Here is a 19,376-nt window from a genome sequence, read left to right as displayed (position 1 = left end):
TTGCCAATTCATGAGCATCGGAAGGGGATGTGCCGTTTTCGCGCTTGAATCGCGAGACCACTCCAAGGACGAGGAGACAGCAATGCACTGGACCAGGAAATTCGCAACCGTCGCCACAATCGCTCTCACATTAAGCTTCGCAGTTCAAGTCGTAAGAGCACAGACTTCGTCCACGCCCAGCAAGGAGGACGAAAAAAACTGGTGGCGCAACGGCGTTTTCTACGAGATTTATCCGCGCAGCTTTGCCGATTCGAATAACGATGGAATCGGCGACTTGAAGGGCATCGCCGCGCATCTCGACTATCTGAAAGAACTTGGTGTCGATGCGATCTGGCTTACGCCGTGCTATCCCTCGCCTCAAGTCGACTTTGGCTACGACATCTCCGACTACGAGGCTATTGATCCCAAATACGGCACCATGGCCGACTTCGATCACCTCATCGCCGAAGCCAACAAGCGCCACATCCGTGTGCTGATGGACATGGTGATGAACCACTCGTCAGACAAACACAAGTTCCTCGACTCGCGCTTATCCAAAGACAATCCCTATCGCGACTGGTACGTATGGCACGACGGCAAGGGCGAGACCGCGACTGACAAGGGACAGCCGCCAAATAACTGGCAGTCCGCTTTCGGCCATTCGGCATGGGAGTGGGACGAAAAAACGCGGCAGTACTACTACCACAAGTTCTATATTCAGCAGCCTGACTTCAATTGGAATAACCCGAAGGTTCACCAGGCATTCAAAGACATCCTCGCATTCTGGCTCAAAAAAGGTGTTAGCGGTTTCCGTTTCGACGCCATTCCCACATTGTTTGAAGATCCCCAGATGAGAGATGAGGATGTCGCCCTCGACAAGGATGGCAAAAGCTTCACCAACGCCTACGGCGATGTCGCACTGCAGGACACCCGTACCAGCAATCTCCCCGAAGTTCACGCTGTGATGGCGGAGATGCGCGCATATGCCGACCAGTTTTCAACCGACAAGTTTCCGGGCACTCGAGTTTTTGTAGGCGAAACCTACCTGCCGAATATCGCTGAACTTCTCAAGCAGTATGGAACATTTGAGCATCCCGAGTTCCAACTGCCCATGGACACGCAAATCGGATTCATCAACAAGCTTGACGTGGCCGCGTTCCGTTCGAAGCTCGAAGATGCGGAGACGGATCTTGGTGAAAATGTTCCGCTGATCGTCTTCGACAATCACGATAACCCGCGCATCGATGCACGCTATGGCGACGGTGTACACGACACCGATATTCAGCGCGTCATCTCTACGATTCTGTTTGCGAGCCGCGGTGCATCGCTCTTTTACTACGGCGACGAAATCGGCATGAAGACAACGCCGCCGGCGCGGAAGGAGGACGTAAAGGATCCGATCGGTGTTATCGGCTGGCCTAAGGAGAAGGGCCGCGACGGTGAGCGTACGCCCATGCAGTGGACACCTGCTCCGAATGCCGGATTCGATGCGCCGACTGCAAAGCCATGGTTACCCGTCCCGCCCAACGCTTCCACAATCAATGTGCAAACTGAGAAGAGCGATCCCAATTCGTTATTTGCCTGGTATCAAGCCCTCATCCGGCTCAAGAAAACCAATCGCGCCCTCTCCCAGGGCTCAGACACCATGCTTGATACAAGGAATACAAAAGTGCTGAGCTGGAAACGCGAGGCCGCGGGCGCGCCGCCCGTGGTAGTGGCGGTCAACTTCACCGCCGAGCCCCAGACCGTGAATCTTGTCGGGGCGGGCTTGACTGATGGTCCCGTAAACACGCTCTTGAAGACTCCTGGCGCAAACGATCCAAGCTCGCTGAAGATCATTCAACTCGGCCCCTACGGCGTGTACGTTGGCCAGCTTCAGTTCGTCCTCAGCCACTAAGCAGTCTCGCAACCATCGCGTGCCGTTCAGAACTGGGCGGCACGCATCGCATCATTGTCGAGATTCCTAGTCCTCAACCAGTTTCCAATCCTCAAAGCATCACCTGCTGGAGTAAGATGCTGGAGCGCGCTCACACCGCGCGGGCAGCACTCGGCCCATCTCCTTCAGGAATATGAAATCCATGTCCGAAACCATCCCTGACCGCGCCAGAATCTTCCAGGCAGCCCTGGCCGAGCACATCCAGATAATTCAAGCTCTCCGCGATCAGCAGCAGGTACTCGATCAGATCGCAAGCGAGATGGTCCTCTCCATCCGCATGGGTGGCAAAATCCTGTGGTGCGGCAACGGGGGCAGCGCCGCGGATGCGCAACATCTGAATGGCCAACTCGTTGTCCGCTTTCGCCTCGATCGTCCCGGTATTCCTTCGATTGCTCTGTCCACAGACACGTCGATACTCACCGCAGCCAGCAACAACTACGGCTACGAACACATCTTTCAGCGTCAGGTGGAGACATTGGCACGCAAGGGGGATGTCGTGGTCGCCATTTCGACCTCCGGCAACAGCCGAAACGTCTATCTGGCCCTTGAGGCTGCGCGCAAAATAGGCGCGGTCACGGTGGCTTTTACGGGCAAAGGAGGTGGAAAGATCGCTACGGCGGCTGACTTCCTGTTTGAGGTTCCGTCCTCAGACACGCCTCGCATCCAGGAGGCACACATCCTCGCTGGCCACGTGCTGTGCGAAATCCTCGAAAAGGAAGTGAATACGGGAAAGGCCGCAGCTACTCCGAATGGGGCGGGAGTCAGAAATCCTCTCCCATCCGGTCCTCAGTAGTACCGGTTTTCGAATCCGGAATCTCATTTTCAGCCTCCCGAAGTCGGGAGAGCGTCTTGCGGTAGAACCATGCCGCTGCCAAGCCTCCCAGAACGGCTGAAGCGGCAGCAATCGTCCCAACCTTGAGCCAGCCGCGCGAGGCCGGATCGTACGGCTCGACGTGGGAGGCGGCTTCCTTGGTTTTTGAAACGTCTGATTCCACGTCGTTTATCATAGGTCACCTTGCTTCATCCTATCCTGTCTCAACTGATCAGATATTCGTAAGGCCGTCGTTAGATGCCACGACATTCCTAAAGGTTTTGTGTCCCGCATCGCGAGAAAATTTAATATTTTGTATTTGCTTCGAGGTGAATCTATAGTATCGTGTAGATATTCCAGTGATGGAGCGCGGTCTTCTTGATCGCACCAAAGCTGGAAGTAGTTTGCGTCACTGGCCTCCCGGCACGAACAAAAAACGTTCGTGCCGTCTTTTTTTGTGCCAAACAGCGTAGATCAGATTCACCTTGAACCCAATACTATCGCGGACTCTCATCGGCCGGTAAGACGCTTCGTCGCCCCATCTAATTTCAGTCGCCACCGGTTTTCTGCCTGCGGCGCTGGGGATTTTGATCGCTCGTCATTCCGGTCTAAAATGACGAGAGAGAGCGCCATTCATGAATTTTGCTAAGAGACGTTGGATTCTCGGCTTTGCAGTCTTCGCCATCACCGCTGCCAGCTATGCTCAGTGGTCGAACCCTGCTGAAGATATTCCTGCATACCATCCTGCGGCTCCGTTGAAAGTCACACCATTGCCGCCCATGCTTTCTGGCGCGAAACTGACTGGCGATAACTTCCGCTACCCCTGGCAGGTGCACGTTTACCAGCAGGCCGCAAAGATTGGCAATGTGCTCTATCAGCTCCCATGCAACTGCCGCTGCGACCGATCCCTCGGCCACACCAGTCTGCGCAGTTGCTACGAAGGTTTGCATGGAGCCGAATGTTCCACCTGCGCCAAGGAAGCCTTCTACGCCTTCGCCATGACCAAGTCAGGCAAAACCCCAGCGGAAATCCGCGCCGGCATTGCCCAGCACGCTTACGAGCAGATCGATCTTGAGAAGCAGTAGCCCTTCGCCGAGTCGGTCGGATTCTTCGATTGTCTCGATGTGAGATTTTCCGCTGCCGAAAGTGATCGTAAGCAGCTGATCGTGCAACTCAACATTTGACTAGTTGAGGAGGGTGATACCAATGAAGTTGCGCAATCTTGCCGCTATTTTTGCATCACTGATGTTCTCCATTGCGTTCGTGGGCCAGGCCCGAGGAGCAGACAAAGCGGATGTCTATTTCGGTTATAGCCGAGTCGGGAGCAATTTATATGCCGCGAACACCAGCGGAATGAATGGCTGGCAGGCAGCGGCGCACGTCAAGTTCCTCCCCTTTGTCGGCGCTGAAGGCGACGTCTCGCACTACGGTGCCAGTTCCAGCGGGTTTTCGCAGCACGTGACGCTGGTCATGTTCGGTCCTCGCGTCACAGTGCACGCCGTGGGTTTCAGCGCCTTTGCTCATGCTCTTGGCGGTGTCGCCCATGAGACTGCGACTTTGACCACCTTTCCAGGGGTTGGATACAACGCCGGCAGCTATGCGCTGGGCGGAGGCGCCGATATACCGGTGTTCCTGGGATTGAAATTCCGAGTCGCAGGCGACTACCTCGGCAATGGCAAAGCCCCCACCGCAAGCGATTCTGGCGGTCACGGTCCGTCACACTATCGAGTGGGCGTGGGACTGGCCTATCATTTCTAGGCGTGCTTTCGGCGTAGAATAGATCCAGCAGCACGAGCCAGTTGGACGGGCTTGCATCCAGCCGCATTCCTCGGTCATCGTAAGGAGTGCAGCATTGGGGGCGTCACGGTTTCGACGGGATCGATTGCGGCATGGGAGGCATGTCGGGGTGTGGGCACCCGTAATCGCCTGCAAAAACAAAGTTGCCAACGATAACCTGGCACTTGCTGCTTAATTAACTAAGCAGCCGTCTCTCGCAGCTTCGCCTATGGGCGGCGAATCAGACGTCATTCAGTAGGCTGGTGACTGCTTCTCGGTCCGTGTTGCAGCCATAAGATCATCGGACTAGCTTCAGGCGCATCTTGTCCGTTCTGAGCGTTTGAGGCGAAAACATGCGGAACTGGACTGAACATGGATCTTCCCGGCTGACAGCGATTTCGGACGCGGGTTCGACTCCCGCCGCCTCCACCAACTTCCGAGTAGTCCTTTAAGCAGCCTTTTTTGTTCATCGCCTACGTCAACTGCAGTGGCGTTGCGCACAGCCCATTTCCAGATGCGCTGTTACAAGGGTATTTGTCGGGATTCTCGGAACTCCGAGACGGAACAGATAGGCTAGCTCTATATCCAAAAGCAATCTCGACCATCCAATCCGCCGCGAACCGGTTCGGTTGAATGCATTGAAATGCACCACTGCGGGCGCAACGAGGAATCTAAATTTGTTTAAGCTCGGGACCTTTTCTGCTGCGGGTTTAGTCACATTCGCGAACGTAGTAGCCGCATTTTCTATTGCTGCGGGTCTTCCCCTCGCGGCACAGTCAACTGCGCTGCAGCACACTCAGCTGGCAACCCAAACCGGAAATGCATTGCAGGATTGTGAATCCTCGACCAATGGCTCGCCGTACATTCCGCTCGACAGTTGGATTTACCCGGCAGTGACGCGGCTGAACGCTCTCGGCTACACGCAAGACGTCTATCTCGGCATGCGTCCGTGGACGCGCTTGAATCTAATCCACATGCTTCGGGATACTTCGCGGGAAATTGAGGATGCGAATTTGTATGGTGATTCAACCGCTGACGAGGCGCAAAATCTCTACGCGGTGCTCCTGCGCGAACTCTTACCCGATATTCAGGATTGCACGTCGCCTCGTGGCCAAGCGCGTCTTGAGTCGTCCTATTCGCTGCTTCGTGCCATCACGGGAACTCCGCTTCACGACAGCTATCATCTCGGCTCAAGCATAGTGAACGATTATGGACGTCCATTCGAGAATGGATTGAACAACTACTCTGGCCTCAGTGGATATGCATCCGCTGGCAGATATCTTCTTTATGTGCGCGGTGAATTCCAGGGAGCGCCTTCGGCTGCCGGATATTCCACCGCCCTGGCAGAGAATCTATCAACGAACGTTGATCTCATTTATTTCATAAACCCGGCTACCGGCCTTCCTTACAATCAGGCGACAATTCCCAGGGGACCAATCCCGACCACCACCGTTGGGCGTTTGATGGAGGCTTACCTCTCCGTCAATGTTCACAACCACGAAGTCTCGATCGGCAAGCACGACCAATGGCTCGGTCCCGGGGAGGGAAGTGCCATGGCATGGTCAAACAATGCAGAGAATATTTATGCCTTCCAGATCAACCGCACTGAGCCGCTACGCGTTCCGCTGCTCTCGCGCGTGATCGGACCGATTCGCTATGACTTTCTGGTCGGATCACTCAAGGGACACACGCAACCAAACGATCCCTGGGTTCATGCGGAGAAGCTTAGTTTCAAGCCTACGCGCGATTTGGAATTTGGCTTCGAACGTACAGTGATCTGGGGCGGTAAGGACCATGAGCCGATCACGCTTCATACTTTTTTGCGCAGCTTCTTCAGCCTCGACAGTGTCCATACCGACATCAAGAATTCGCCTCAAGATCCCGGAGCGCGTTTCGGCGCTCTCGACTTCTCATACCGACTTCCATTTCCGCGCAACTGGCTCACGCTCTACACCGACATGGAAGCGCACGATACTCCGAGCCCAATCTTCGCTGGACACGCCACCTACAGGCCGGGACTCTATCTATCGCATTTTCCCGGCGTACCGAAGCTCGATCTGCGCGCCGAAGCCGTAAACACCGATTCGTCCCATCCAAGCAGTGTTGGAGGCCGTTATCAATACTACGAATCGATCCAGAAGCAGGGTTACACGAACAAAGGCCAACTATTTGGCGATTGGGTTGGGCGCGAGGACAAAGGTGGACAGGCGTGGATTACCTATCACTTGAGCGGCAACGAGTGGTTGCAACTCAGTCTGCGCACCCAGAAGGCTGCGAAAGACTTCATTCCCGGAGGCACCACGCTGGCCGACTTGAATTTCAACGTAGTCAAGCGCGTCGGCCGCGACTTTGAAATCAATGGCACCTTCACCTATGAGCGCTACAAGGCTCCTATTTATTTGCCAGGTACGCAAACGGTGACCAACACTTCCATTCGGCTTACCTGGTTCCCGAACCGAAGTATCAGCTTTTAGAGCCCCAGATGCTCTGAGGCAACATTCCAGGTCAGCGAATCATGAACCCAGGCAATGGGCTGATTCAGAAGTCACTCTTCGATCCGCGAAGGTGCATATCCCAAGCTTTCGAATGAGTTCCTGGTTTGAGGATCAGAGCGAAGTGGAGCCAGAATCGGATCCAACTGGAAACCAAGGCTCCAAAGCGAACCCTGAAGATAGGACCGCTGCAGCCATTCCATAGCTGCTTTGTGCTCATTCAAACCAAGAAATGTTAGCGCCATGGAGTAGGCGTAGTCGCATTTGCCGCTTATTCCGATGACTGTCATCGCGTCGATGATCGCTAGTGCTTTTTCGGATTGTCCGGTCACACCGTACACGTAACCAAGCACACCCTGCTGCGCATAGTGGCGAGGCGAGTCCTCTAACTGCTGCGCCAGTCGATCGATGTTCGCCACCGGGCCTTCAATAAGCACCCCTGCCAGAGCCTCCACGGCGTCAAGGATCCTTCCCGCGTGACCAGTCGCCCGCGACTGCGATACAAACGCGAGAGCATTGTCAAAATCACCCGCCAGATATTCCTGCCAGCAGAAAAGTGCCGCGACCGAAGAATTCAATGGACGGTGCGTGGAAGCTTCTCGCAGTAGCTCCGCAGCGTTTGAAAGACGACCTTCCGCAATACAGAGCAACGCGCGTCCGACAAGAGCTTGTGTGCACCATGGCCTCTTCAACAGGACTTCATCGAAGGTGATTCCCGCACTCGTCCAGTCTCGGACCACTAGCAGTTTGAGCCACGCGGTTGCGCATCCGGTCTCGATTAGTTCCGGATCAAGTTCCAATGCCCGATGCATCGCCACTTCCGCAGACCGATATGCTTCGGAGCTATGAAGCGTGCCAAGCACACTTGCTGCGATTAAGGACTGCGACAAGCCCGCAAAGGCTTGGGCATTGAATGGGTCTAGATCGGCGGCCTCGCGATACAGCCGCACGATTGAAGGGAGATTTAAATCAGAAAGGCTCTCCCACATTCTTTGCGCCAATCCGACCAGTTCGGAAGCACGGCGCTCGCTTGATCCTGAATTTCCATGGAAAATCGTCGGCTGTCGCGAGTCCGCCAGCTGCAAAGGCACCGTACGAGTATCCTCATACAGGTTGGTCAGTTCTTGTCGGCTAGTATCTTCCTGATTTTCAGCCGGGTTGCGCTTTCGCAGCCATTCGTCCAATTCATCGGTATATGCAAAAACCGAGGTTGCATCGCCGCCCAGATGTCGAATAGGTAGCCGGTATTCCGAGTGCCAACGTTGGACTGTGCGAGTACTGCGTCCGAGATACTGGGCAATGGACTTCCATGTGTCGAGACGAGCTTCAGCAAAGCCTTGAGCATTCACTTTCGGCATCAAGACGGGGCCCTTTCTTACAAGCGAGAACCTTGAGTCTTCAGTTCCACATCTCACCGGGAAAGACCTAAAAGCGATCAGTTAAGCCCTGGCATCCCATGAGTGCGATTGGATCGGCAGGACAAGTCTAACTTGGAAATAACAAACGTTTCCCACAGTGGGAACATAAAGCCTATTTTGCCTCGGATTGGGAATGTGTTAAGTGAGCAACAACACACATCATTGGGACGAGTGGTTACTCTTGCGGGCTCAAAAATACCTAATTCGTACCCCATTTCTGGACCCATACAGGCCAGAATGACAAGGTTTGTCGCGAATTGACGCGCATCGGCGTGAATTGGCGAAACATCTAGGTTTAGTTCAGAGTTAACATGGTTTCAATCTTAATCACTCAGCGCAGCCGGTCTTTAACCTCACTTACAGGAGTGAGATTAGGCGATGCAGTGGGAGTGTGCGGCTTAGCGTCAATGTGAACTGCTAAGTCACCCTGGCGAAGCCATGTTCAACCGATGGTCGTCGAGCAACGGAACTTGAACATTTCATAACCACTTGAATCTTCGTTGTTAAGAGCTATGAGTTCTCGGATTTGACGAAAGGTAGAGATGGATATCCTCCCGTGTAAGAATGCTCACCATCTACAGCCAAACTTACCCATCTTTGCTCATCCTGAGATAGATCCAAAATGGTTCGCGGTTTATACCATGCCTCAAACAGAGCGGTCGGTGATCCGCCACCTGGATGCACGGCAGATTGAGTCGTTCCTTCCTACTTACGAAACCATGAGTCTCTGGAAAAACCGTCAACGCGTCAAAATCATTCGGCCGCTGTTTCCTTCGTATGTATTTGTGCGAATCTGCGCTCAAGATCGAGGCTCCGTGCTTGGATCTCCCGGTGCGCTCAGGATTGTCGGTAATTGTCAGGGGCCGCTGCCCGTGCCGGAAACAGAGATTGAGTTTCTGCGCTCTGATTTCTGCCGTTCGCATGTCGAGCCTTTTTACGATCTCGTGATCGGCAAAAAGGTTCGCATCAAAGCAGGTCCAATGCAGGGCGTGCAGGGTACGCTGATTCAAAAGAAAAGTGGATTGCGTTTTGTCCTGACGATTGCACTCATTAATCAGAACGCTGCACTCGAGGTTCGTGCCGACGATCTCGAGCCGGTCATAAACTAGTTTTCCGCGGGCCAAATCTCTGATGTTTCCTACAGCAGCTTAAAATCTCTTGCTCGTTTGTGAGCCTCACGACTTCCCCTTTGTCGATCAACTGAGATTTATCACCTGTAACCGCAAGTTGGACCTATGCCTAAAAAATCAGACGTCCCAGAACGTATTATTCGCGCTGCCGTTGCCCTGTTTTCACGACAGGGATACCACGGCACAAGCACTCGCGACATTGCGCGGCTAGCCGATGTAAGCGAAGTAACGGTATACCGCTACTTTGAGCACAAGGAAGACATCTTCTGGTCAGCGCTCGCATCCTGTTTCACTACCATCAAGCCGCGACTTAGCTTGCTCAATCCAAGTCCCGGACTGGATTCTCCAGAGATTATTCTCCCTCGTGTACTTAGTCTGTTGATCGATGCGGCGACTTTCTCTCCCGACATGGTGCGAATGATTGCTGTGGCCTTCGTCGAGGTCCGCGGAAGAGCAGAGGAAGCATGCCGCGAACATCTGGGCCCGCTCTTCACCGCTATTACCCGCTATCTCGAAACCAACATTGAACGGGGCAAGATTCGCAATCTGAATCCAGCTATTATGACTGCGGGAATAGCCCTCACCGTGTTCGCCCAGCCAGAGCTCTCCACCTTTATCGAAGGGTGTCGTCTCTCAAAACTCGACAGCCGCCAGGCGGTCGAGGCCTACACGGCCTTCTGGCTGGGAGCGCTCGTCCCTGTAGCGCAGGAGCGCTCCTCTTCGGCAACTTCAGAAGAAGCTTTATCTGCTTAGCATCCCCATTTACCAACATGGATCTAACGGCTCATTTCAATTCCTGCATATCCAAAATTATGAGTAAAAAGTTTTTGATTCTTTTCCTGGTTTGCAGCGCGGTTTGCGCTGGACAGAGCACCCTCACGACACCGGAGCCTGATGCCGCGATTCCTGCGACGGCTGGCCAGAATACTGGTGCGATCCGAAACCCCACAGCGACCGGCCGAGACTCTGTACTGACCGGCCCCCCCACGGACGCTCCAAACTTTACAATGCCTCCGGTCTCCTCCAAGTTTGTGGGACCGCTAACTACAAAGTCCGATTTCCAACTCCTTGCAGAAGAGGCCGCGGGACATCCTTTACAAGTCTATGGCCGCCGGCTCTTCGACGAGGTTCCCACAACCTTTGCACCTATCGATCACATCGCGTTGCCTTCCGACTACGTAATCGGACCGGGCGATGAGTTGCTTATTCGTGCCTGGGGAAAAATCGATCTCGACTCCCGCCTGATTGTCGACCGAAATGGACAGATATCTCTGCCTAAGGTCGGAACTGTGATCGTTGCCGGCCTCCGTTACGACCAGTTGGAAAATCGCCTTCGCTCCTCCATCGGCAATCTCTACAAAGACTTTGAGCTGAACGTAACCCTCGGCCGCCTGCATTCGATTCAGATTTATGTTCTGGGAAGCGCGCGCCAACCCGGTGCCTACACCGTTTCTTCAATGAGCACGCTGGTGAACGCACTTTTTGCTTCAGGCGGACCGTCTGCCACCGGTTCGATGCGACACATTCAACTGCGCCGTAACGATCAGTTGATCAGCGACTTCGACGTCTACAATCTTCTCCGCCATGGGGATAAATCACACGATGTCCACTTGCTTCCAGGAGATGTGATCTATATTCCGCCGGTGGGCCCACAGTTAGCGTTGCTGGGAAGCGTAAACGAGCCCGGTATCTACGAAACCCGCGGAGATACAACTGTAGCCGCTGCTCTCGAAGATGCAGGTGGACTTACCAACCTTGCCGGCACCGATCGCGTTCTTCTTGAACGCATCGAAGATCATCGAAGTCGCCGCGTTGACGAGTTTGGACTCGACGCATCGGGTTTACGTCAGCTGGTAAAAGATGGCGACGTGCTCAGAGTCTTCGCTCTCTCACCGCGGTTTGAAAATGCAGTCACCCTGCGAGGCAGCGTTGCCCAGCCGGGTCGCTATGCATGGCACGAAGGCATGCGCGTTTCCGATCTGATTCCGAGCCGTGACGCACTGATCACGCGAAAACACTGGAATCAGCAAAACCATCTTCCGCAGCCGGAGCCCGTCGAAGAGTTTGGATCGTCGAGATTGAACCAGGTTGAAAATCAGCCGAACGATCAATTTGGTAAGCCGTCGACTAAAACCAATGGCTCGCGGAAAGACCCGTCAGATATTCTCCGCGGAGTGCAATCTGGCGATCAGTCTGGCAATTCTGATGATATTGAACGCGCCGATCAGGCTGGCCGTCCCCGTACCGACCAGTTCAGCGACGAACGGCAATTTGGCGTAGGCGAGGATACCAAAGCGGCAATTGAAGCTGTCGGAAAAAACAGCGCGGAAATCAACTGGGAATACGCCGTCATCGAACGCCTTGATGATCAGGATCTAAGTTCCCACTTGATTCCATTTCGTCTCGCCTCTGCGATTGATGTGCATGCATCGAAAGAAAATCAGCCGCTCAAGCCGGGGGACATCGTAACGATTTTCTCGCGCGTAGATCTTGAGCTTCCTATGGAAAAGCACGCCGCATTTGTGCGCGTCGGCGGCGAAGTGAATGCACCGGGCGTATATCGCGTCAATCCCGGTCAGACTTTGAGAGAGGTCGTTGAACAGGCCGGAGGCCTTACTTCGCATTCTTACCTTTACGCATCTTTGTTTACCAGGGTATCTACTCGCAAGGCGCAGGAAGAGCAACTCAAACAATCCTCTGAAGAGTTGCAGAGAGATCTGATGTCAAAATTTGCCAATGCGACCCCCCAGCCAGGTCAGACCGGCGCCGATCAGCAGGCGCAGATGGCCATGCAGCAAGCGGCGTTGACGAAGCTCACTTCAATCAAGCCGACCGGCCGCGTAGTTCTCAAGATGAAACCAGACGCTTCGGGCTTGACGGACATTCCGGATTTCGCTCTTGAAGACGGCGATACTTTCTACATTCCACCTCGGCTCAGCACCGTTCAGGTAGCTGGTGCGGTGTACAACGCGAATGCATTTCGCTATGAGACCGGAAAGCGGCTGATCGGGTACCTCAATGATTCTGGCGGTGCTACGCGAGATGCAGATCAAAAGCGCATTTTCGTGATCCGCGCTGACGGGTCGGTGGTCAGCCGCCAATCTCATGGAAGCCACTCACACGGAAGTTATGAAAACTTGAAATTGCTTCCCGGAGACGCCATCGTAGTCCCTGAGAAACTACGAGTCTCATCCAAGATGACCAACGTTCTGCAGTACACACAACTCTTCTCTCAACTCGCACTATCAGCCGCCGCACTGAGTGTAGTCCACTAAAGGTTAGTTAGACGCCATTATGAACTGCCAGTGCAGGTTGAATAAATGTCGCGCCCGAAAGCTCCACTATCACGGTTACGCCATCCTATCTCACAGAGTTGATCAACACATCTCGGCGAAGATGTATTTGACAGCAACGTAGTGAATAGGACTCTAAAGCAGTGACAATTCAACTGGATTATCCATAAGAACCGATGTTCTCCCTACAAAGGGGAGAGGTAGACAATGAGAAAAGGACTGACGAACGTGCTCAGATCGAATGCAATGCGGCTGGTTGCTGTTTGGGCAGCACAGATGCTGTTATTCGCATTTTCGGGAACAGCTGCATATCTGTTGCGATTTGACTTCAGCTTGCCATCGATCTACTTTCGCGACCTTGCTTATGCGTTGCCAATATGGGTTGTAGTCAAGAGTCTTGCATTCCATTTTGCAAATCTTGACAAGCGGGGCTTCCGCTATGTGTCGATCTCTGACGCATTCCGGATATTGTGTGCAAATTTAGCCGGATCTGCGGCCAGTTATGTTGTTCTTCTCCTTGTTGTGCCGGGAAGAATTCCGCGATCGATTTACCTGATTGATTTTGTTTTCTGCACACTGGGTACAACCGGCCTGCGAGTTACAGTCCGCTTAATCAGGGAGACGATACAAGGCGGACAGGGAGGCGAACTGGAGAAGAGGACCTTCATCTACGGTGCGGGTGACGCGGGTGTAACTCTATTAAGAGAAATACGCAACAACCCGAGATTGGCATACCGCATTTGCGGATTCCTCGACGACCGCGCTGATAAGCGAGGTGTTCTTATCAATGATGTGCCAGTATTGGGCGGCGGGGAACAAGCGAAAGAACTGGTAGCAAATAACGACATTGAAGTCATACTCATCGCCATTCCATCGGCTTCCGGATTAGAGATGACTCGAATTCTTGAATTGTGCCATGAGGCGGGTGCAGAGTGTAAAACGGTCCCCGGGCTGGGAGAGATCATCGAAGGCCACGGGTTAGCAGGTCAAATCCGTGAGGTCGCCGTTGAGGATTTGCTTGGTCGCACGCCCGTGCGCCTTGAAGAAAGACAAATCAGCCCAACCATCGAAGGGAAGGTTGTCCTGGTCACTGGTGCGGCTGGGTCTATCGGATCCGAATTGTGCAAGCAGATCGCCCGCTTTCGTCCAGCCGCAATCGTCGGATTCGAAATTGCTGAGTCTCCTCTGTTCGAGATTGATCGCGAAATGCGTAGAGAATTTCCGGCTATCCCCTTCTATCCGGAAATCGGAAGCGTCCAGAACCGCGTTCGCCTCGATGAAGTTCTCAGCCAGTACAGGCCGCAAGTGGTCTATCACGCGGCCGCTTACAAGCACGTTCCCTTGATGGAAACTCACGTATTTGAAGCCATCGAGAATAATGTATTCGGCACGTTCAACGTCGCCGCAGCCGCAATGGATCACGGCGTCGACAACTTTGTCATGATCTCCTCCGATAAGGCTGTGCGTCCCACAAATGTAATGGGCGCTACCAAGCGTATCGCCGAACTCATCCTTCTCGGGCTCCAAAACGGCGGGACACAATTTGTAGCCGTCCGCTTCGGAAATGTTCTGGGCTCGAACGGCAGCGTCATTCCGATCTTTAAAAAGCAGATCGCTGCTGGTGGACCCATCACGGTTACGCATCCGGAAATGCGGCGATTCTTCATGACAATTCCAGAAGCATGTCAACTTGTCTTGCAAGCCTCAGCCATCGGCAGAGGTGGCCAGATTTGCGTTCTCGATATGGGGAAACCGGTAAAGATTGTTGATCTAGCCAGAAACCTCATACTGCTTTCCGGACTTAAGCCAGATCATGACATTGCGATTGAATTCACTGGAATGAGGCCCGGAGAGAAGCTCTACGAGGAATTGAGCTCTCTACTCGAGGACACGGTTCCCACAGATCATGAAAAGATCAGGATCTTTGTTGGGAACGGCGTGCCTGAAGAAGATGTGCAAACGTGGCTGAGCTCTTTGCGCCATATTTGCGAAACGCGGGATACCGGCCGCCTCGTGGTCGCACTCAAAGAACTGGTTCTCGATTACAACCCAAGCACCCACCTGCTTCGACGCATCCTTGAACATGGAATCGTCATCCCGCTTGAAGTCAGAGAGACGTCCAATCTGCCCAGAATCCATCTTTAGCCTTCACGGCTGTTGCCTGGAATCGAAGGACGATCGGTCGTTAGAACGAGAACTAGCAAGCCTTGGCAAAGAACAATATCTGACCAGCTTCTCGCCGGCGCAATCATCGGTCTAACGAAGCGAACTCCGCCGACAGTAATGCTGCGTTGCGATCTGCGGCTTAGATGATCTCAAACTGCGCTGGCCGGAATGACGCTAAGAACTAATTATTACGAAACATGCAGACAAGGAACAAAAGAGAATGACAATCTCAAGCCTGATTTTTGAAGAAAAGTTGCCGCTGGATGAACAGAAAGGGCCACTCTTCGTAAGCTTGGTGGAGATTCTCACTCGAGTGGCAAGGCGCAAACGCGCGGTCGGGATTGCTACCGGCGTTGCCGCTCTAATAGGCATCACATACGCTTTCTTGGCTCCTGTTAAGTTCACGGCAACAACGAAACTGCTGACGCCTACCCAGACCCCATCGACAGCGCTGATGGTGATGAATCAGCTCAGCAATTCGGGTGCGGGTTCCTTGCTCGCTGCGGGCAGCAGTGGATTTGGATTGAGAAATCCGAACGACATTTATATCGGTCTATTACGTTCGCGGCCTGTTGAAGATGGAATTATCAACCGCTTCAAACTCGTCTCCGCATTTCGCACTAAGGACATGACGGGCGCCCGTACCAAGCTGGAAGAGGATACCAGTGTCACTTCCGACAAAAGCCAACTCATTTCGGTATCCTTCACCGACAAAGACAAGACTCGGGCGGCAGACATTGCTAACGCATACACTGAGCAACTTCGAATCCTCACGCAGTCGATTGCGATAAGCGAAGCCTCGCAGCGGCTCCTCTTCTACGATGCGCAGTTGAAGGACGCCAAGGAAAAGCTGGATTCTGCCGAGTTGTCCTTCCAACAGATCCAGCAGAAGAAAGGATTAGTCCATCCTGACGTGCAGGCCCGTGCCTTGGTTGCAAGCCTGACGGAATTGCGTGCCCAGGTGGTAGCCAAAGAAGTAGAACTGCAATCGGTGCGCTCCTACTCGACTGAGCGCAATCCGGAGGCGCAGTTACTAGAAAATCAGCTTGCATCATTGCGCGGCGAGGCAAACCGATTGGAAGAGCGCAATTCAGCGGGGCCTACCGACAACAACCTTACAAAAATGGCCGGGGCCGGCCTGGAGTACCTTCGCGCGGAGCGCGAGTTCCTATACAGGCAGGCGCTGCTCGATCTCCTCACTAAACAATACGACGCTGCCCAATTGGACGAAGCCAAGGAGGGCGCCGTTATCCAAGTCGTGGAATCAGCAATTCCGCCTGAACGTAAATCCTCGCCACACCGACTAGCTATCATTGTGGCGTTTTCACTGCTCGGGCTTCTGGGAGCTTGCACCTATATCTTCACAGACGAACTCGTACGCAAAGATTTGGCCATCTCGCAGGCCCTGCGGGAATTCTGGGTTGCGATGACCAGCGCTTAAGCAAAAAGGACTCTCAGTTTGATCAACCTTATTTGCGATTTATTACTTATCGTCTCAGCCGGAGTTGTTTGTGCTTTGTTCGTCTGGCGACCGAGAGTGGGAGCGCTTGCTTACCTTGTTGTTGTCTTGGTTGCACCGCAAGGACACATGGGCGCGTGGACACCACGGGCTGATCAACTTCTAATCATCCCCATGGTGGCGATCGGCTTATTTCGATTGACGCGCAAAGAAAGATTCATATCCGGATGGCTTCTTCTGTTTATCGGATGGGTCGGGTGGACAGGGATTGTGGCCTTGTTCTCTGAAGCTAAAACGGACTGGCTTGGATTAGGGGGCGGCCTCCGAGCGATTGGCGTTGCATGGCTCTTTTCACAGATCAATTGGTTCAAAAACGATTTCCGTCGTTCGCAGTTGTTGTTCTTGCTCCTTGCAATACCGATCGGCCTGCTTTCGATGGGGCAGGTATTGGGAATTTCCTTTGTACGCTCCATTACTGAGGCTGCATATACCACGTGGACATCAACGGTCTTTTCAGATCAGCTGATCCTCGAAGCCGCGGGAGCTCCCGTAAGGGCGATTGGGCCTTTTGGAAATACTGCTCCATGCGGAACTTATTTCGCGCTTGCTTTGACTATAGGTGTGTACCTGCTCGCACAGAGGGGTCTGATTGGCAGCGCAAGGAAGCTCGGCATCCTAGTTGCTCTGTTGTTCTGCGTGCTGGGCGGGGTAGCTTCGCAGTCAGGTTCCTTCCTTGCCGGAACGTTCGTCATGCTCATCGGATGCGTCTTCGTTACGAGGCAGGTTCGGCGACCCCGGCTCGTTGGCTTAGTCTTTTGTTTTCTCGCCCTGTTCACCATGACTATTGTTTTTGTACTGGACAGATCCGAGTTGCTGGCTGGCAATCTAACTTATCAGGTCGAGGGTTTTCTCAATGGCACTCGATTAGACAACCGCTATGCATCGGATCAGAGCATCGCGGTGGCGGCTTGGAAAGATATCTCGGCGCATCCGATTGCGGGTGTAGGTGCTGTCAAAAAAGCAGACTATTCAGTCAAAGACTCGCTATATGTTGACGTGGTCGATGAAAGTGGTTTTTTCGGCAGCTTGTTGTTTTTCATACCTGTCATCGGCATCGCCTGGAAGGCCTGGCGATTCAACGGGGAAGGCGACTTCGTGACTCTGTGGGCGTTGGCGATGCTTTCCACCGGCATCGCAAGCGAAGCAATGTTTCTTCCTCGGATTGGCGATTGGTGGTGGGCAGTTCAAGGGATGTTCATCAGCATTGAGATTGGAAGTTCGCATTCCTTTGTGCCTACGATATACCGATCACCTGAAATCACGAGCAAAGCTAGTTTGGTTCCGGCACTTGATTAAACCAATCGCTCCATAAGCCCACAACAGATCTGCCTCTAGGACCAACGCATACCTGCCGGTGTGGGCTCGGTTCAGCGACCGATCACGAGACTTCAAAGTTCAATCCAAGGTGACGAGCGGGAGACGCGCGGATCCATGGATTTGGAATTCCATTGGCCGCCGACCCCTGTCCCGCTCTGTCACTGCAACCTAAAGGAAACACCGCCATGACAACCACTGTTTCAAGCTTGTATTTGGAGTCCTTTCTTCACAAAGTCGAGTCACGCAGTCTCACGACCGGCATTGTCGGACTTGGTTACGTCGGTCTTCCGTTGGCCCGCCTGTTCACTTCTCAGGGATTCAGAGTCGTCGGGCTGGACATTGACCAGAACAAAACCAGCAAGCTCATGAAGGGCGAGAGCTATATCGGCCATATTCCAGACTCTGCGATCCGGGACATGCGTGCCGATGACGGGTTCATTGCCACCTCTGATTTCACCAGCGTCCAGAGCGTCGATACACTCAGCATTTGCGTCCCGACTCCGCTTGACAAATACCGGCAGCCTGATCTGACCGCAGTGCGGCAGACAGCGGAATCATTGACTCCCCATCTTCGCCCTGGTCAGCTCGTGATCCTCGAAAGTACGACCTACCCGGGAACCACCACCGAAGTCGTGCTGCCTATTCTTCAGAAGTCTGGACTGAAAATTGGCGAGGAACTATTTGTTGGGTACTCGCCGGAGCGTGAAGACCCAGCCAATCCGCACTTCACCGCCAAAACAATTCCTAAAGTTGTGGGAGCAAACGATGCCGCGTCTCGCTTGGCTCTGGAAGCTTTTTATGGCGCTACATTCGACCAGATTGTTCCAGTGTCGTCGTGTGAAGCGGCTGAAATGTCGAAGATCCTCGAGAACATCTACCGCTGCGTCAACATTGCGCTGATGAACGAACTCAAACTCCTTTGTCAGCGGATGGGACTGAATATCTGGGAAATCGTTGATGCCGCGAAGACCAAGCCGTTTGGTTTCCAGGCGTTCTACCCGGGGCCGGGCCTCGGTGGGCACTGTATTCCTATCGACCCTTTCTATCTTTCCTGGAAAGCTCGCGAGTATGACTTTACAACGCGGTTCATTGAACTGGCTGGTGAGATCAACACCAACATGCCGTACGAAGTCGTCTCGACGGTCGCCAAACATCTGAACGACAGAAAGACATCAACTTCTTCGGCACGATTGCTGGTGTTGGGCTTGGCATACAAGAAAAATGTGGATGACTGTCGCGAGTCTCCCGCCATCAAAATTTTACGGCTGCTCGACGACCGTGGCATTCAGATTGAGTATTTCGATCCTCATGTGAGTGGTTATGTGTCTCATCGATACGGACACCTGCCAGGTAAGGAGTTGAAGCACCTCTCAGACTCCGCCCTTCTTGGGTCCACCGCCACATTAATCCTTACTGATCACGATGCATTCGATTATGAGCGCATCGTACGGCTTTCAAACGTTGTGATCGATACCCGAAATGCTACGAGAAACGTGGTAGCGAATCGGGAAAAGATTCTTTTCGCATAACTGTCTGGAG

14 protein-coding genes and 1 other RNA gene are annotated in these 19,376 nt (G+C 53.4%); 13 read left to right on the top strand and 2 right to left on the bottom strand.

Going from position 1 to position 19,376, the window contains the following annotated elements; genetic code table 11:
• Positions 1 to 82 precede the first annotated feature (82 nt).
• Together P8935_RS21805 and P8935_RS21800 are read left to right on the top strand one after the other, a co-directional pair.
• A complete protein-coding gene (locus P8935_RS21805) occupies positions 83 to 1,876 on the top strand; it encodes an alpha-glucosidase (RefSeq protein ID WP_348262419.1) in 1,794 nt (597 codons plus the stop codon).
• Between the two features lie 181 nt (positions 1,877 to 2,057).
• A complete protein-coding gene (locus P8935_RS21800) occupies positions 2,058 to 2,708 on the top strand; it encodes a D-sedoheptulose 7-phosphate isomerase (protein ID WP_348262418.1) in 651 nt (216 codons plus the stop codon).
• On the opposite strand, the gene P8935_RS21795 is transcribed toward P8935_RS21800, so the two are convergent.
• Entirely contained in the window at positions 2,677 to 2,922 is a 246-nt protein-coding gene (locus P8935_RS21795) for a hypothetical protein (protein WP_348262417.1), read from the bottom strand. The genes P8935_RS21800 and P8935_RS21795 overlap by 32 nt on opposite strands.
• Before the next feature lie 439 nt (positions 2,923 to 3,361).
• Here P8935_RS21795 and P8935_RS21790 point away from each other — a divergent pair, with 439 nt between their 5' ends.
• From P8935_RS21790 to P8935_RS21775, 4 genes are all read left to right on the top strand, one after another.
• Positions 3,362 to 3,811, top strand: a complete 450-nt coding sequence (locus P8935_RS21790; RefSeq protein ID WP_348262416.1) for a CYCXC family (seleno)protein — start codon at positions 3,362 to 3,364, stop codon at positions 3,809 to 3,811.
• 121 nt (positions 3,812 to 3,932) lie between these two features.
• Complete coding sequence (locus P8935_RS21785; RefSeq protein WP_348262415.1) at positions 3,933 to 4,484, top strand: hypothetical protein; 552 nt, start codon at positions 3,933 to 3,935, stop codon at positions 4,482 to 4,484.
• A gap of 96 nt (positions 4,485 to 4,580) precedes the next feature.
• Positions 4,581 to 4,934, top strand: a transfer-messenger RNA (tmRNA) gene (gene ssrA, locus P8935_RS21780).
• 245 nt (positions 4,935 to 5,179) lie between these two features.
• A complete protein-coding gene (locus tag P8935_RS21775; RefSeq protein ID WP_348262414.1) occupies positions 5,180 to 6,976 on the top strand; it encodes a capsule assembly Wzi family protein in 1,797 nt (598 codons plus the stop codon).
• Positions 6,977 to 7,047: 71 nt separating this feature from the next.
• Here the strand turns inward: P8935_RS21775 and P8935_RS21770 are convergent, their stop codons facing one another.
• Positions 7,048 to 8,352, bottom strand: coding sequence for a helix-turn-helix domain-containing protein (locus P8935_RS21770; RefSeq protein WP_348262413.1), 1,305 nt, complete (start codon positions 8,350 to 8,352; stop codon positions 7,048 to 7,050).
• A 602-nt stretch (positions 8,353 to 8,954) separates the two neighbouring features.
• Here P8935_RS21770 and P8935_RS21765 point away from each other — a divergent pair.
• The 7 genes from P8935_RS21765 (at position 8,955) to P8935_RS21735 (ending at position 19,366) form a co-directional block, all read left to right on the top strand.
• Positions 8,955 to 9,521 carry a UpxY family transcription antiterminator gene (locus P8935_RS21765; RefSeq protein WP_348262412.1) on the top strand — a complete coding sequence of 189 codons (567 nt, stop codon included), beginning with the start codon at positions 8,955 to 8,957 and terminating at the stop codon, positions 9,519 to 9,521.
• Between the two features lie 126 nt (positions 9,522 to 9,647).
• Positions 9,648 to 10,295, top strand: coding sequence for a TetR/AcrR family transcriptional regulator (locus P8935_RS21760; protein ID WP_348262411.1), 648 nt, complete (start codon positions 9,648 to 9,650; stop codon positions 10,293 to 10,295).
• 59 nt (positions 10,296 to 10,354) lie between these two features.
• A complete protein-coding gene (locus P8935_RS21755) occupies positions 10,355 to 12,817 on the top strand; it encodes an SLBB domain-containing protein (RefSeq protein WP_348262410.1) in 2,463 nt (820 codons plus the stop codon).
• Between the two features lie 225 nt (positions 12,818 to 13,042).
• A complete protein-coding gene (locus P8935_RS21750; protein WP_348262409.1) occupies positions 13,043 to 14,980 on the top strand; it encodes a nucleoside-diphosphate sugar epimerase/dehydratase in 1,938 nt (645 codons plus the stop codon).
• A gap of 241 nt (positions 14,981 to 15,221) precedes the next feature.
• A complete protein-coding gene (locus tag P8935_RS21745) occupies positions 15,222 to 16,442 on the top strand; it encodes a Wzz/FepE/Etk N-terminal domain-containing protein (RefSeq protein ID WP_348262408.1) in 1,221 nt (406 codons plus the stop codon).
• A gap of 639 nt (positions 16,443 to 17,081) precedes the next feature.
• Entirely contained in the window at positions 17,082 to 17,816 is a 735-nt protein-coding gene (locus tag P8935_RS21740; protein ID WP_348262407.1) for a hypothetical protein, read from the top strand.
• Positions 17,817 to 18,022: 206 nt separating this feature from the next.
• Positions 18,023 to 19,366, top strand: a complete 1,344-nt coding sequence (locus P8935_RS21735) for a nucleotide sugar dehydrogenase (protein ID WP_348262406.1) — start codon at positions 18,023 to 18,025, stop codon at positions 19,364 to 19,366.
• Positions 19,367 to 19,376 lie beyond the last annotated feature (10 nt).

The sequence above is a fragment of the Telmatobacter sp. DSM 110680 genome (assembly GCF_039994875.1).
GTDB lineage: Bacteria > Acidobacteriota > Terriglobia > Terriglobales > Acidobacteriaceae > Telmatobacter.
The sequence above is the reverse complement of the archived record's forward strand: the minus strand, read 5'-3'. Positions and strand labels throughout refer to the sequence as shown.

Excerpts from the sequence above, each read along its gene's own strand:
- P8935_RS21785 (WP_348262415.1), top strand. The coding sequence starts at position 3,933 with ATGAAGTTGCGCAATCTTGCCGCTATTTTTGCATCACTGATGTTCTCC.
- P8935_RS21800 (WP_348262418.1), top strand. The coding sequence starts at position 2,058 with ATGTCCGAAACCATCCCTGACCGCGCCAGAATCTTCCAGGCAGCCCTG.
- P8935_RS21795 (WP_348262417.1), bottom strand. The coding sequence starts at position 2,922 with ATGATAAACGACGTGGAATCAGACGTTTCAAAAACCAAGGAAGCCGCC.
- P8935_RS21745 (WP_348262408.1), top strand. The coding sequence starts at position 15,222 with ATGACAATCTCAAGCCTGATTTTTGAAGAAAAGTTGCCGCTGGATGAA.
- P8935_RS21755 (WP_348262410.1), top strand. The coding sequence starts at position 10,355 with ATGAGTAAAAAGTTTTTGATTCTTTTCCTGGTTTGCAGCGCGGTTTGC.
- P8935_RS21805 (WP_348262419.1), top strand. The coding sequence starts at position 83 with ATGCACTGGACCAGGAAATTCGCAACCGTCGCCACAATCGCTCTCACA.
- P8935_RS21790 (WP_348262416.1), top strand. The coding sequence starts at position 3,362 with ATGAATTTTGCTAAGAGACGTTGGATTCTCGGCTTTGCAGTCTTCGCC.
- P8935_RS21735 (WP_348262406.1), top strand. The coding sequence starts at position 18,023 with ATGACAACCACTGTTTCAAGCTTGTATTTGGAGTCCTTTCTTCACAAA.
- P8935_RS21750 (WP_348262409.1), top strand. The coding sequence starts at position 13,043 with ATGAGAAAAGGACTGACGAACGTGCTCAGATCGAATGCAATGCGGCTG.
- P8935_RS21765 (WP_348262412.1), top strand. The coding sequence starts at position 8,955 with ATGGATATCCTCCCGTGTAAGAATGCTCACCATCTACAGCCAAACTTA.
- P8935_RS21770 (WP_348262413.1), bottom strand. The coding sequence starts at position 8,352 with ATGCCGAAAGTGAATGCTCAAGGCTTTGCTGAAGCTCGTCTCGACACA.
- P8935_RS21760 (WP_348262411.1), top strand. The coding sequence starts at position 9,648 with ATGCCTAAAAAATCAGACGTCCCAGAACGTATTATTCGCGCTGCCGTT.